The sequence below is a fragment of the Blastococcus sp. TF02-09 genome, from assembly GCF_003319105.1.
In the GTDB taxonomy this organism is placed as follows: Bacteria; Actinomycetota; Actinomycetes; order Mycobacteriales; family Geodermatophilaceae; genus Blastococcus.
This window is the reverse complement of the sequence record NZ_QOHH01000001.1, coordinates 195,842-209,153: the sequence shown is the minus strand read 5'-3', so window position 1 is coordinate 209,153 and position 13,312 is coordinate 195,842. Positions and strand designations below refer to the sequence as shown.

Sequence of the window (13,312 nt, the reverse complement as noted above, 5' to 3'; positions counted from 1 at the left end):
GCGCGCCGGTTAGCGTGCGGGCATGGCTGTCGATCCCCGTGGCACGGACCTCAAGCGCTACCTGCAGGAGGACCCGGGTGGCCCGGTCGTGATGCTCAACCTGCTGCGCTACGCCGAGGGCGGCCGGGAGTCCTACGAGCAGTACGCCGAGGCGCTCCGGACGACCTTCCTCCCCCGGTACGGCGGGGAGATCCTCTACGCCGGCGAGGGCTCCACCGTGCTGGTCGCCGAGGCCGGCCAGGACTGGGACGCCGTGCTGCTCATCCGCTACCCGACGCGGCAGGCCTTCAGCTCGATGGTGGCCGACCCGGAGTACCAGCAGGTCACCCCGCTGCGGACCCGGGCCCTCACCGAGGCGGTGCTGCAGGCCACCGTCCCGTGGTGAGGGCAGCCTAACCTCGCGAGCTACGCTGGAACGGACGGCGAGGGTCCGGTGCCGACCGGGCCGCCGCACGCAGGACCGTTCCGGAGGAGCCAGCATGACCGAGGCAGGACAGGGCGCCCGCCCGCCCCGCAAGCGGACGGCGCGGGTCGCCGAGGTGCTGCGCACCTCCCGGATCACGCCGCACATGGTCCGCGTCGTCCTCGGGGGCGAGGGGCTGGCCGGCTTCCCCGCCGGCGAGTTCACCGACCACTACGTGAAGCTGCAGCTCCCGCCGGCCGGCGCCTCCTACCAGGCGCCCTACGACGCCGACGAGCTGCGCGCGCAGCTCCCGCCGGAGCAGTGGCCGGTCATCCGCACCTACACCGTGCGCGCCTGGGACGCCGCCGCCGGCGAGCTCACCATCGACTTCGTCCACCACGGCGACGCCGGCGTGGCCGGCCCGTGGGCGGCGTCCGCCCGGCCCGGCGACCGGATCCAGTTCCTGGGCCCCGGCGGCGCCTACCGCCCGCACCCGGACGCCGACTGGCACCTGCTGGCCGGTGACGAGGCGGCGCTCCCGGCGATCGCCGCCGCGCTCGACGGGCTGCCCGCGGGCACGCGGGCGCTGGCCTTCGTCGAGGTGGCCGGTCCCGAGGAGGAGCAGCCCGACCTGGCGCTCTCCCCCGGCACCGAGCTGCGCTGGGTGCACCGCGGGGACGCCGCACCGGGCGAGGTCCTCGTCGACGCGGTGCGGGGCACCGAGCTGCCGGCCGGCCGCGGGCACCTGTTCGTGCACGGCGAGGCCTACGCCGTCCGCGAGCTGCGCCGCCACCTGCGCGAGCGCTGCGGTCTGGCCCCGGAGTGGACGTCGATCTCCGGGTACTGGCGGCGCGGCGACACCGAGGACGGCTGGCAGTCCACCAAGCGGGAGTGGAACGCCCGGATCGAGGCCGAGGAGGCCCCGGCGCCGGCCTGAGCCGCGGGCCGGGGCAGCGGGGCCGCGGGGGCGTCTGACAAGCTCGCAGGTCACCGACGCCTACCGCAGGAGGACCCGTGCGCGCCGCCCAGATCTCCACCCTCGACGGCCCCCGGGCGATCCAGGTCGTCGACGTCCCCGAGCCCGACGCCGCCGACAAGGTCCTCATCGAGGTGCACGCCGCCGGCGTCACCTTCCCCGAGGTGCTGCAGAGCCGCGGCGAGTACCAGCTCAAGCCGCCGCTGCCGTTCGTCCCGGGCAGCGAGGTGGCCGGCGTGGTTCGCTCCGCCCCAGAGGGCAGCGGGGTCACCGCCGGGCAGCGCGTCGCGGCCTTCCCGTCGCTGGGGGGCTTCGCCGAGGTGGTCGCCGCGCCGCCGTCGATGGTGTTCCCGCTGCCGGACCGGATGAGCTTCGAGCAGGGCGCCGCGCTGCCGATGAACTACCTGACGATGCACTTCGCGCTGCGCCGCCGCGGCCGGCTGGAGGAGGGCGAGTCGGTGCTGGTGCACGGCGCCGCCGGCGGCCTGGGGACGGCGGCCGTCCAGCTGGCCAAGGCCTACGGCGCCCGCGTGCTCGCGGTCGTGTCCAGCGACGCCAAGGGCGAGGTGGCCCGCGCGGCCGGCGCCGACGAGATCGTGCCCGCCGACGGCTTCCGCGACGTGGTCAAGGAGCTCACCGGCGGGAACGGTGTCGACGTCGTCGTCGACCCGGTCGGTGGCGACCGCTTCACCGACTCGCTGCGCAGCCTGGGCCGCGAGGGCCGGATCCTGGTGCTCGGCTTCACCGGCGGGGAGATCCCCACGGTCAAGGTCAACCGGCTGCTGCTCAACAACGTCTCCGTCGTCGGCGTCGGCTGGGGCGCGTTCTGGGTGGGCGGCTCGCCCGGCTTCCCGCAGGAGCAGTGGCAGGACCTCTACCCGCTGCTCGAGCGCGGCGCGCTGGACCCGGTGCTGGGCACCGTCCACCCGCTCGAGGACGTCGTCGAGGCCGTCACCGAGCTCGACGAGCGACGCGCCGCCGGCAAGGTGCTGCTCCGCGTCCGCTGACGCCGTCCACCCCGCCGGCTGCGGCGCTACTCCCCCAGGAGGCGCCGCAGCCGGCGGGCGGGCTCGCGCACCAGGGCGCCGGGCAGGCACAGCGCCGCCGACGCCATCCGCACCGAGAACCGGAGCAGGTCGGCCCACTCGGCCGGCCGGGGGGCCACGACCGGCGGGGTGTCCTGCACCGGCGGGGGCACCGGCGGGAGCGGCTGCTCCGGCTGGGCCTGCGGCAGGAGCACGTCCAGGGCCGCGTGGGTCCGGCGCGGTGCGCGCAGCGAGGCGAAGGACGGGATGGGCGGGGCCGCGGGCGACTCGTCCTCGTCGGTTCCGCGACCACGTCCGGTCGTCGACACGGCGGCGTCCTCCAGGTCGGGCTGGGTGGTTCCGGCGGCAGCCGTGGAGCGGCGCCGCCCGGGACCGACGACACTAGCGCCGGCCCCGGGCCCGACCGCGCCCGCCACCGGACGGGGTCGTGCGTGCGTCAGCGGTAGTTCACGTGCGGGTGGTCCATGTGGTTGGCCGTCGGGCTGCCGCGGTCGGCCATCGGCTTCCAGACGCCGGGCGAGCTCATCATCCGCTGCTTCCAGATGACGTACTCCACGCCCAGCTCGTTCCAGTGGGCCACGTGGTAGGCGACGATCGCGTCGCCCAGAGCGCCGTTCGCGAGCACCATGTAGTCCACCGCCAGGCCGGAGGGGTGGCCGCCCGGGTCGGCGGCGCTGGCGCGGGTGCCGCCGAGGGTGATCGAGGCCGCCCCCGGCACGTTGCTCACGACGGCGTCCGCAGCGGCCTGCGCGCGCGGGTTGATCGCGCCGGCGGTGTTGCTGATCCGGGCGCGCACGGTGGCGGCCACCGACCGGGCCGCCTCGGCGAGCCCGGCGGCCGGGGACGGCGCCGACGCAGCCGGTGCACGCCGCGGGGCGGGCGCGGCCGCGGCGGCCCGCTGGGCGGCTTCCCGGGCGGCAGCCTCCTCGGCGGCCTTGCGGGCGGCGGCCTCCTCGGCGGCCTTGCGGGCGGCGGCCTCGGCCTCGGCGCGCTGCCGGTCGAGGACCGCCTGGTCGGCGGCGACCTGGGCGAACTGCGCGGCGACCCGGGCGTCCTCCCGGCTGCTGCGGGAGGCGGCGAGGTCGCTCAGCGCCCCGAGGTCGCGGGAAGCGTCGGCGGCCTCGGGGGACGCCTCCAGGCCGAGCTGGCGGGCGACGCTGACCGACTCGGTGCCGGCTGCCTCGGCCTGCGCGTCCGGGCCGGTGCCGACCACCAGGTTCACGGCGAGCGCGGCGGAGGCGGCGGCACCGAGGTAGAGAGCGGGCCGGCGGGCGGCTGCCGGAGGACGACGGTCCGAGCGGGTGGTACGGCGCAGGGCAGGAACGAGGGTGCGGGGGTGCATGTGTGCGGGTGCTCCGGTTGTGCGTGCAGCAGCGTCCGACCAGGGACGACGAGGGCTGCGACGGGTGTGCGGTCTGCGGGGACTGCGGCTCGCCGGCATGCGGGGACGCGCGGGGAGGCACCGGTCGGATGCCGGTGTGCTGCCCGGGGCGTGCGGGGCGCCGTCGGTGGCGCCGGGGCGAGCGGCAGGAGCGCTCAGCCGTGCGGGCGGACCCGGGGCTGGTGGTGGCGGGTGCTGCGAGGTGGTGCGGTGGTGCAGGGGCACGCCATCCGGCGGCTCTCCGTTCTTCCGATACCGCTTACCGAGTTAGCTGACGGATTCGGGCTCAGAAGTGCCCTACCCGGCCGGACGGAGGTCCGGTCCGGGACTCACCCCGGTGGTGCGGTGGGTCCCCGGCTCGCCCGCGGCCCAGGGGACGAGGGCGACTCAGCGGTGTCCGCTCGGTCTCCCCGGGTGGGGACGTGTCGGCCGGCGGACTCCACCACGGTAACCATCGTTACGGTTTCGTGACAACGAGCGACGGCGTGTCCCCTCGGGGACACGCCGTCGTCGTGGTCTGCGCGACAGTGCCGTCAGCGGTAGTTGACGTGCACGTGGTCGAGGTGGTTCGCGGTCGCGCTCCCCCGGTCCGCCATCGGCTTCCAGGCGCCACCGGGCGAGCTGAGGATGCGCTGCTGCCAGATGATGTAGGCGACGCCGAGCTCGTCCCAGTGCGCGATGTGGTACTCGGCGATGGCATCGCCGAGCGCGCGGTTGGCCAGCACCATGTAGTCCAGCGCGAGACCGGACGGGTGCCCACCGGGATCGGCCGCGCTGGCCCGGGTTCCGCCGAGGGTGATCGAGCCGGCGCCGGGCACCGCACCCACCACGGTGTCGGCCGCGGCCTGCACCTGCGGCCGGATCGCGCCGGCGCTGTTGGTGATCCGGGCGACCCCGCGCGCCGCGGCCGGTGCCGGCGCGGGGGCCGCGAGCGGGGCGACCACCCGGGGGGCCGGCGGAGCGGCGGGAGCCGGCGGGACGGGCGGCCGCGGCGCGGCCACCTCCGGCGCCGGGGCGGCAGGAGCGATCGGCGCCGCCGTCGGGGCCTGCTCCGCCGCCTCCGCCTCCGCCTCGGCCGCACGGGCTGCGGCGGCCGACTCCTCGGCGGCGGCGTAGGCCGCGGCGGCGCGCATGCCGGCAGCCTCCTCCGCGGCCGCGAACGCCGCGGCCGCCTGCATCCTGGCCGCCTCCTCGGCCGCGCGCCGGGCGGCGGCCTCGGCGTCGGCCCGCTGCCGGTCCAGCTCGGCCCGGTCGGCGACGGCCTGCGCGACGCCGGCGGCGGCTGCCGCGTCCTCGCGGCTGCTGCGGCTGGCGGCCAGGTCCTCGAGCCGCTCCAGGGGCTCGGCGCCGTCCGCCGGTGCCGGCGTGGCGCCGATCCCGAGCTGCCCGGCGATGCTCTGCGCCTCCGCGGGGGCGGGCTCCGCCGCCTCGACGCTCGGGGCATCGGCCCCGGCCGCGTCGGTCCGCGGGGCGACCTCGCTCCCGATGAGCGCGGTGACGAGGACGACACCCGCGGCGCCGGAGGCCAGGAAGGTGCCGGTGCGCACGCCGGCGCGGGGACGGCGCGGGGCGGAATGCCGGCGGCGGGCGCCGGAGATGGTGGTGCGGACGTTCATGGGTGCGGGGGCTCCGAGACGTGGGGCGCGCGGCACCCCGGGACGGGGTGGCCGGCGGCGCGGACGGGATCTGCGGGAGTGCGCTCCGGCACGCGCGACAGCGAGCGTGCGGTGAACGGTGGGGCGCGGCTCGGCCGGCGGGTCCGGCCAGGACATGACGGCGTCCGTCGGTCGTCCCGGTGAGGGGACGGAGTGACCGGCGGACGGCATGACGGTAGGCACCGTTACCCGTTCGTGACAAACGACCAGGTGGGCCCGCGGACCACCGGCCGGGGCAACCGCCCCGGGCCGTCAGAGGCGCCGCATGACCGCTATCGCCTCAGCGGCCATCCGGGACTCGCCGAGCGCGTTGGGGTGGACGACGACCGGGTTGGTGCCGACGAGCACCGGCTCGATCCACCGGACGCCGATCGGCTGGCATGCGTCGTGCCCCTCGGACACCCGGCTCAGGTCGACGAACGTCACACCCGTGGCCTTCGCCGCCCGGCGGACCGCGTCGTTGAGCGTCGCCTGGACGCCCCGCAGGTAGGGGACGTCGCCCTCGGCGACCGGCATGAGCGGATAGCAGCCGCCCGTGGCCGGGAGGATCGAGGGATAGCCCAGGATCGCGACCTCCGCGTGCCGCGCCTTGGCCCGCACCGCCTTCAGCACCCGCACCAGCGAGGGGTACGTCGTCGTCCGGATCGTGTCCTGGAACGAGGAGCCGTACTGGTCGCGGCAGGGGCTGCCCGTGCCGAGCGTCGTGAGTCCCGCGGCCCCGCAGCGCAGGATCGAGTTGATGAAGACCCCGCTGTCGTTCCCGCCGATCGTCATCGTGACGGCCTGCGCGTCCCGGGTGACGGCGTCCAGCTGGGGCGCCACGCCGGGGTACTGGCCGGTGAGGTAGTCGCCGGTGTCCGCTCCGCCGCAGGTGACGTCGGTGAGCTGCGCGCCGGTGGCCGCGGCGATGACGTGCGGGTAGTTGGCCAGCGAGCGCAGGCACTGCGGCGGCGCCGTCGGGTCGGGCGGCAGCACGCCGGAGGCGGCGCTGTAGGAGTCGCCGAGCGCCACGTACCGGACCGGACCGGTCGCCTGGGATGGAGGTGCGACCACCACGAGGGTGGTGAACACGGCCAGCAGGCAGGCGGCGAGACGGCGCACGGAGAGCTCCAGACGACGCGAGGGATGCCGACGGGAGCAACGACCCGTCGCCCGTACGGTTACGCGCGTCACACGCGTGAGCGTGAGACGTACTCCATCCGGATGGCCGGACACGGCCCGGGAACCTCCCGGCGTACAGCCGCCGTAACCCGCCTGACACCATCACCCAACACTTTCCCGATGCCGGGTCCGCCCCACTCCCTCCTGCGGGGGCGCGGTGGCTGGATCCTGCGCGGGAAGACAAGGTGGGTCGTAGCGGATGGAGAGGATCCTCGTGACTGCCATAGACGCGGTTCTGGACGAAGCCGGACTGACGAACGAGGCCGTGCGGGCCTACGTGAAGCACTGGGCGCAGCACACCGGCGCCGAGCGGGTGGAGGTCGTCAACGCCTCCGACGACGCGCGGCTGATCCGGGAGGCACTCGAGGCCGGTGAGCTCCTGCCCGCGGGCGAGGGCCGCTACTACTCCCGCAGCCACCCCAAGGACACCGCGCGCTCCGAGGAGCGCACCGTCGTGGCGACGAACAACCCCGAGGACAAGGGCGAGTACAACAACTGGCGCCCGGCCTCGGAGATGCGCCCGATGCTCGAGGAGCGGATGGCCGGCAAGTCCGCGGGCAAGACGATGTACGTCGTCCCCTACGTCATGGCCCCGCCCGGCTCCCCGCTGCAGGCCTTCGCCACCGGCGTCGAGCTCACCGACACCCGCACGGTCGTGCTGCACATGATCCGCATGGCGCGGGTGGGCGTGCAGTACGTGAACGACCTCGAGGACCAGGACTACTTCGTCCGCGGCGTGCACGTGACCGGCGACCTGGAGAACCTCGGCCAGGGCACCGCCGAGGACCAGCGCTACTTCGTGACGATCGCCGACGAGCGCACGATCCTGCACTACGGCTCCTCCTACGGCGGCAACGCGCTGCTGGGCAAGATCGCCCACGGCCTCCGCCAGGCCACCTACGACGGCTGGGCCTCCGGGAAGTTCCTCGCCGAGCAGTTCCTGCTGCTGGGCATCACCGACAAGCAGGCCGGCCGCACGTACCACATCGCCGGCGGCATGCCGAGCGCGTCGGGCAAGACGAACCTCGCCATGATCCTGGCGCCCGACGCCCTCGGTGACCGCTACCAGGTGCACTTCTACGGCGACGACATCGCCTGGCTGTGGGTCGACGACGAGGACGGCCGCGTCTACGCGATCAACCCCGAGTACGGGGCCTTCGGCGTCGCCAAGGACACCAACGAGGTCACTAACCCCACGGCCGTCGAGGCGATCGCCGAGGGCACCGGGACGATCTTCACCAACGTCGCCTACAACGAGCAGACGCAGGACGTGTGGTGGGAGGGCAAGAGCAAGAACCCGCCCGCCGACGTCACCGGCTGGCGCGACTGGAAGGGCGACCTGATCGCGGAGCGCTCCGAAGAGGAGAAGGACGCCCCCTGGGCGCACCCGAACAGCCGCTTCACCACGACGCTGTCGAACATCCCGAACATCGCGCCGGACTACGAGAACCCGAAAGGCGTGCCGGTCGACGCGATCATCTTCGGCGGCCGCACCCGCGACCGCGAGCCGCTGGTCCGCGCGATCACCGACCTCGCCGAGGGCGTCTACGACGGCCTCACCCTGGGCGCGGAGGCGACCTTCGCCGCCGAGGGCACCGAGGGCGTCCTGCGGTACGACCCGATGTCGATGCGCCCGTTCATGGCCTACTCCGAGGGCGCGTACGCCGCGCACTGGCTGAAGATCATCGGCGCCGCCAAGGACAAGCCGATCTTCGCCCACGTGAACTGGTTCCAGCGGGGCGAGGACGGCCGCTTCCTGTGGCCGGGGTACCGGGACAACCTGCGTCCGCTGCTGTGGCTGATGCAGCTGCGCAACGGCGAGGTCAGCGGCCGGCAGACCCCGGTGGGCATCGTCCCGGCCAAGGACGAGCTCGAGCTCGAGGGGATGACCGACCTCCGCCCCGACGACCTCGACACCCTCCTGTCCATCGACACCCACCGGTGGCAGCAGGAGATGGCGCACCGCGAGCAGCACCTCTCGCTGTTCCACGACATGCCGGAGGAGATCTGGGCGGCCCACCGTCGCGTCTCCGACGCCCTGGACGACCAGGCGGAGTGATCCCCGGGCGCTGAGCGCCCTGCACGACGACGGAGGCCCCGACCGCACGGTCGGGGCCTTCGTCTCGTCTCCGGGCGCTTCTCGGGCGTTTCTCGTGCTCACCGGGCGCTGCAGGACCCCACCAGCACGAGAAGAGCCCCAGGAGAGGCGCCGACGCCAGCAACGACGAGGGCCCCGACCGGCGTGGTCGGGGCCCTCGTCGTCGCTGGCCCCGTCCAGAGGCTCGCCCCGAGCGTGCGAGGGGTGAGGAGGACGGGGTCCTTTTTTCAGTCCAGGTAGTCGCGGAGGACCTGGGAGCGGCTGGGATGGCGCAGCTTGCTCATCGTCTTGGACTCGATCTGCCGGATGCGCTCACGGGTGACCCCGTAGACGCGGCCGATCTCGTCCAGCGTGCGCGGTTGGCCGTCGGTGAGGCCGAAGCGCAGCCGGACCACGCCGGCCTCCCGCTCCGACAGGGTCTGCAGCACGCTCAGCAGCTGGTCCTGCATCAGGCCGAAGCTGACGGCGTCGACGGCGACGACGGCCTCGGAGTCCTCGATGAAGTCACCGAGCTGGCTGTCGCCCTCGTCGCCGATGGTCTGGTCGAGGCTGATCGGCTCCCGGGCGTACTGCTGGATCTCCAGCACCTTCTCCGGCGTGAGGTCGAGCTCCTTGGCCAGCTCCTCCGGGGTGGGCTCGCGGCCGAGGGACTGCGACATCTCCCGCTGGATGCGGCCGAGCTTGTTGATCACCTCGACCATGTGCACCGGGATACGGATGGTGCGCGCCTGGTCGGCCATGGCCCGGGTGATCGCCTGGCGGATCCACCACGTCGCGTAGGTCGAGAACTTGAAGCCCTTGGTGTAGTCGAACTTCTCGACCGCGCGGATCAGGCCCATGTTGCCCTCCTGGATGAGGTCCAGGAACGCCATGCCACGGCCGGTGTAGCGCTTGGCCAACGACACCACGAGACGCAGGTTGGCCTCGAGCAGGTGATCCTTGGCGCGCTCGCCGTCCCGGGTCACCCAGGTGAGCTCGCGGCGACGGGAGACCGGCAGCGTCTCGCCCGCCGCAGCGGCGTCGGCCAGCTTGTGGCTGGCGTAGAGACCGGCCTCGATGCGCTTGGCGAGGTCGACCTCCTCCTCGGCGGTCAGCAGCTTCACCCGGCCGATGAGCTTGAGGTAGGCGCGGACCGCGTCGGTGGAGGCCGTCATCTCGGCGTCCTTGCGGGCCTTGCGCAGGGCGAGGGACTCCTCCTCGTCCTCCCAGACGAACCCCGGCGCCGCGGCGTCGGCCTCGCCCTCGGGGACGTCGGTGTCGTCGTCCTCGTCGACCCCCGCGGGGGCGATGGTGACGGTCTCCCCCTCGGCGGCCGGGTCGAGCACGTCCTCGGCCAGCTCGGCGTCGGGCTCGGCGGCGGCGGTCTTCGCCTTCGCCGGGGCCTTCGTGGAGGTCTTGGCCTTGGCCGGAGCCTTGGCGGCCGCGGCCTTCGCGGGTGCCTTCTTGGCGGCTGCCCGAGGCTTGGCGGCAGCCTTCGGCTTCGCCGCTGCCTCGGGGGCAGCAGCGGGTTCGTCCGGGCCGGCGGCGGCCGGCTGGGCGATGTCTGTCGCAGTCATGGTCGCCTCTCGTGACGGGATCGGACGGCGTCGCGAGAACCTGCAGTCCTAGCGGAGAGGCCGGCACGTGCCCGGCGAGGAGCCGGCACACGATCAGGGTGGGGGGCTGATGTCCTGCGGTTCCGGCCAGAGTGGCGCGTCACCGCGGACGGCACGTCATTTTAGCCCGCCTCCGCCGTCGGTGCCGCGCCCCGTCGGCCGGGTCGCCCCTCGGGGGTGGTCGCGACGCCGTGGACCGGCACCGGTCACGTGCCGATCTCGGTGCGGACGGCGTAGAGCTCGGGGAAGAACGTGAGATCCAGCGCACGCCTCAGGAACCCCACGCCGGACGAGCCGCCGGTGCCGGTCTTCGCCCCGATCGTCCGCTGGACGGTGAGCAGGTGCCGGAACCGCCACAGCTGGAAGTTGTCCTCGATGTCCACGAGGCTCTCGCAGGCCTCGTAGACCCCCCAGGGCGTCTCGGTCGACTCGTAGATGCGCCGGAACACCGGCACCAGCCCGACCTCGAAGCGCCACGGCTCCCGGACGTCGCGGGTCAGGACGGACTCGGGCACGTCCAGGCCGGTGCGGGCCAGCAGCCGGAGGAACTCGTCGTAGAGCGTCGGCGCGTCCAGCAGCTCGGCGAGCAGCTCCCGGGCGGCCGGCTCGCCGTCAAAGACCTGCAGCATCGCGGCGTTCTTGTTGCCGAGGACGAACTCGACCGCCCGGTACTGGTGGGACTGGAAGCCCGAGGCGTCGCCCAGCGCGCCGCGGAACTGTGCGTACTCCCGCGGCGTGAGGGTGGCCAGCACCGACCACTGCTCGGTGAGCGTGCGCTGGATGTTCTTCACCCGGGCGAGGCACTTGAGCGCGGGGTCGAGCTCGTCGGCCGCGAGGTACCTGCGTGCCGCCATCAGCTCGTGCAGCACCAGCTTGAGCCACAGCTCGCTGGTCTGGTGCTGGACGATGAACAGCAGCTCGTCGTGGTGCTCGGGCCGGCTGCGGGGCTGTTGCGCGGAGAGCAACCGGTCCAGCCCGAGGTAGCCGCCGTAACTGCGGTCGGCGCTCAGGTCGGTCCGGATGGACTCCTCGAGCGCCCGCTCGGCCCGGCCGTCGTGGGGATCGCTCGCCATGCCCGCACGCTAGCCCCCGGGCCCGGGCGGGCCCGGGCGCTCCGGGCGCCGGGCATGCCGTGGCCGGCGGCGGGGCATCCCTCCCGTCGCCGGGGCCGCGGGCGACGGCGCCGCCACGAAGGCGACATAGCTCACACCGCTGCGGTTTCGTGTTGAGGGTGGTTTCGGCCGACCATCTAGGGTGGCGCGCTCCGCGGGCGCCCTCCCCCGGTAGGCCAGAGAGGCAGACGTGACTTCGGATCACCGCGCAGTAGCGGACAGCTCGAACCCCGACGTGGTGCTGGTCGGTGGCGGGATCATGAGCGCCACCCTCGCCGCGCTGTTCGGCATCGTCGCGCCCGACTGGTCGGTCACGGTGTTCGAGGCCGGTCCCGCGCTGGCCGGGGAGAGCTCGGACGCCTGGAACAACGCCGGCACCGGCCACTCGGCCCTCTGCGAGCTGAACTACACCCCCGCCGGCCCCGACGGCCGGGTGGACCCGTCCAAGGCCGTGGGCATCAACGAGCAGTTCCAGGTCTCCCGGCAGTTCTGGTCGCACCTGGTGCGCCGCGGCATGACCGGCTCCCCGCGGGACTTCATCTCCCCGGTGCCGCACGTCAGCTTCGTCACCGGCGAGGAGGGTCGCCGCTACATGCGCGCCCGCTACGCGGCGCTCAAGGCCGAGCCGCTGTTCGCCGAGCTCGAGCACACCGAGGACCCCGCCGAGCTCGCCCGGTGGATCCCGCTGGTCATGGCCGGCCGCGACCCGGAGCAGGCCGTCGCCGCCACCCGGTCGATCGCCGGCACCGACGTCAACTTCGGCGCCCTGACCAAGCTGCTGCTCGCGGACGCCGAGACCCGCGGCGTCGCGGCGCACACCCACCAGCGCGTCGAGGAGATCGAGCGGGAGACCGACGGCCGCTGGAAGGTGACCGTCCGCGACACCCGTTCGGGCGAGCCCCGCACGGTGCGCACCCGGTTCGTGTTCGTCGGCGCCGGCGGCGGTGCACTGCCGCTGCTGCAGCGCACCGGCATCCCGGAGATCGCGGGCTTCGGCGGCTTCCCGGTCAGCGGCATGTTCCTGCGGACGACGTCCCAGGAGCTCGTCTCGATGCACCAGGCGAAGGTCTACGGCCAGGCGGCGGTGGGCGCTCCCCCGATGTCGGTCCCGCACCTGGACCTGCGCCTGATCGACGGCGAGCACTCGCTGCTCTTCGGCCCGTACGCCGGCTTCTCGCCGAAGTTCCTCAAGGCCGGGTCGATGTTCGACCTGCCGCTGAGCGTGCGCCCGAACAACCTCGGCTCGATGCTCGGCGTCGCCCGCACCGAACTGGCGCTCACCAAGTACCTGATCAAGGAACTGCTGCAGTCCCGGGCCGCCCGCCACCGCACCCTGCAGGGCTTCGTGCCGGAGGCCGAGGAGCACGACTGGGACATGATCACCGCCGGCCAGCGCGTCCAGGTGATCAAGCGGGACCCCGCCACCGGCAAGGGCATGCTGCAGTTCGGCACCGAGCTGATCGTGGGGGCCGACGGCACCATCGCCGGCCTGCTGGGCGCCTCCCCGGGTGCCTCCACCGCCGTCTCGGCGATGCTCACGCTGCTCGAGCGCTGCTTCCCCGACCGCACCGACGCCTGGCGCCCGCTGATCCAGGAGGCCATCCCCTCCTACGGGCACAAGCTGTCCGACGAACCGGAGCTCCTCGCGCAGGTGCGCAAGGACACGACCGAGACCCTCGAGCTCGCCGGCTGAGCGGCGCTCCGGGCGCGGGGCTACCGCCCGGCCCGCGGAACAGGGTATTCTCGCCGCCGGTCGCTGTAGTACCTCTGCTCGTTCTCGAACGTCCGCAGTCGTCTCTGCCCTGACGTTCCTCTCGGTCCTGCCGGTCGGTGCGGCGGCCCCGGGACGGCGAGTTGCCGGTCCGGTCACCCATCAGCACGGAAG

The 13,312-nt window shown here is 74.0% G+C and carries 11 protein-coding genes and 1 riboswitch; of the genes, 5 read left to right on the top strand and 6 right to left on the bottom strand.

Going from position 1 to position 13,312, the window contains the following annotated elements:
• The first annotated feature begins 22 nt into the window (after positions 1–22).
• From DQ239_RS00975 to DQ239_RS00965, 3 genes are all read left to right on the top strand, one after another.
• Entirely contained in the window at positions 23–385 is a 363-nt protein-coding gene (locus DQ239_RS00975; protein WP_113832398.1) for a DUF1330 domain-containing protein, read from the top strand.
• 94 nt (positions 386–479) lie between these two features.
• Positions 480–1,340 carry a siderophore-interacting protein gene (locus DQ239_RS00970; protein WP_113832397.1) on the top strand — a complete coding sequence of 287 codons (861 nt, stop codon included), beginning with the start codon at positions 480–482 and terminating at the stop codon, positions 1,338–1,340.
• 77 nt (positions 1,341–1,417) lie between these two features.
• On the top strand, positions 1,418–2,386 hold the full coding sequence (locus tag DQ239_RS00965; RefSeq protein WP_113832396.1) for an NADPH:quinone oxidoreductase family protein: 969 nt from the start codon (positions 1,418–1,420) through the stop codon (positions 2,384–2,386).
• Between the two features lie 26 nt (positions 2,387–2,412).
• On the opposite strand, the gene DQ239_RS00960 is transcribed toward DQ239_RS00965, so the two are convergent.
• The 4 genes from DQ239_RS00960 to DQ239_RS00945 form a co-directional block, all read right to left on the bottom strand.
• Positions 2,413–2,733: a hypothetical protein gene (locus DQ239_RS00960; RefSeq protein WP_147251940.1), complete on the bottom strand. Its 321-nt coding sequence runs from the start codon at positions 2,731–2,733 to the stop codon at positions 2,413–2,415.
• 128 nt (positions 2,734–2,861) lie between these two features.
• Entirely contained in the window at positions 2,862–3,767 is a 906-nt protein-coding gene (locus tag DQ239_RS00955) for a hypothetical protein (protein ID WP_113832394.1), read from the bottom strand.
• Between the two features lie 280 nt (positions 3,768–4,047).
• Positions 4,048–4,209: riboswitch (cyclic di-AMP (ydaO/yuaA leader) on the bottom strand.
• A 130-nt stretch (positions 4,210–4,339) separates the two neighbouring features.
• Positions 4,340–5,422 carry a hypothetical protein gene (locus DQ239_RS00950; RefSeq protein ID WP_113832393.1) on the bottom strand — a complete coding sequence of 361 codons (1,083 nt, stop codon included), beginning with the start codon at positions 5,420–5,422 and terminating at the stop codon, positions 4,340–4,342.
• 291 nt (positions 5,423–5,713) lie between these two features.
• Positions 5,714–6,562, bottom strand: coding sequence for an SGNH/GDSL hydrolase family protein (locus tag DQ239_RS00945; protein WP_113832392.1), 849 nt, complete (start codon positions 6,560–6,562; stop codon positions 5,714–5,716).
• A 274-nt stretch (positions 6,563–6,836) separates the two neighbouring features.
• On the opposite strand from DQ239_RS00945, the gene DQ239_RS00940 reads away from it, so the two are divergent.
• Complete coding sequence (locus DQ239_RS00940; RefSeq protein ID WP_113832391.1) at positions 6,837–8,681, top strand: phosphoenolpyruvate carboxykinase (GTP); 1,845 nt, start codon at positions 6,837–6,839, stop codon at positions 8,679–8,681.
• A gap of 266 nt (positions 8,682–8,947) precedes the next feature.
• Here the strand turns inward: DQ239_RS00940 and DQ239_RS00935 are convergent, their stop codons facing one another.
• Together DQ239_RS00935 and DQ239_RS00930 are read right to left on the bottom strand one after the other, a co-directional pair.
• Positions 8,948–10,276: an RNA polymerase sigma factor gene (locus DQ239_RS00935; protein WP_113832390.1), complete on the bottom strand. Its 1,329-nt coding sequence runs from the start codon at positions 10,274–10,276 to the stop codon at positions 8,948–8,950.
• Between the two features lie 245 nt (positions 10,277–10,521).
• Complete coding sequence (locus DQ239_RS00930) at positions 10,522–11,388, bottom strand: tryptophan 2,3-dioxygenase family protein (protein ID WP_113832389.1); 867 nt, start codon at positions 11,386–11,388, stop codon at positions 10,522–10,524.
• Between the two features lie 229 nt (positions 11,389–11,617).
• Between DQ239_RS00930 and mqo the strand changes: the two genes are divergently transcribed.
• The gene (gene mqo / locus DQ239_RS00925) at positions 11,618–13,120 is read left to right on the top strand and encodes a malate dehydrogenase (quinone) (protein WP_113832388.1); all 1,503 of its coding nucleotides are present in this window, start codon (positions 11,618–11,620) and stop codon (positions 13,118–13,120) included.
• Positions 13,121–13,312 lie beyond the last annotated feature (192 nt).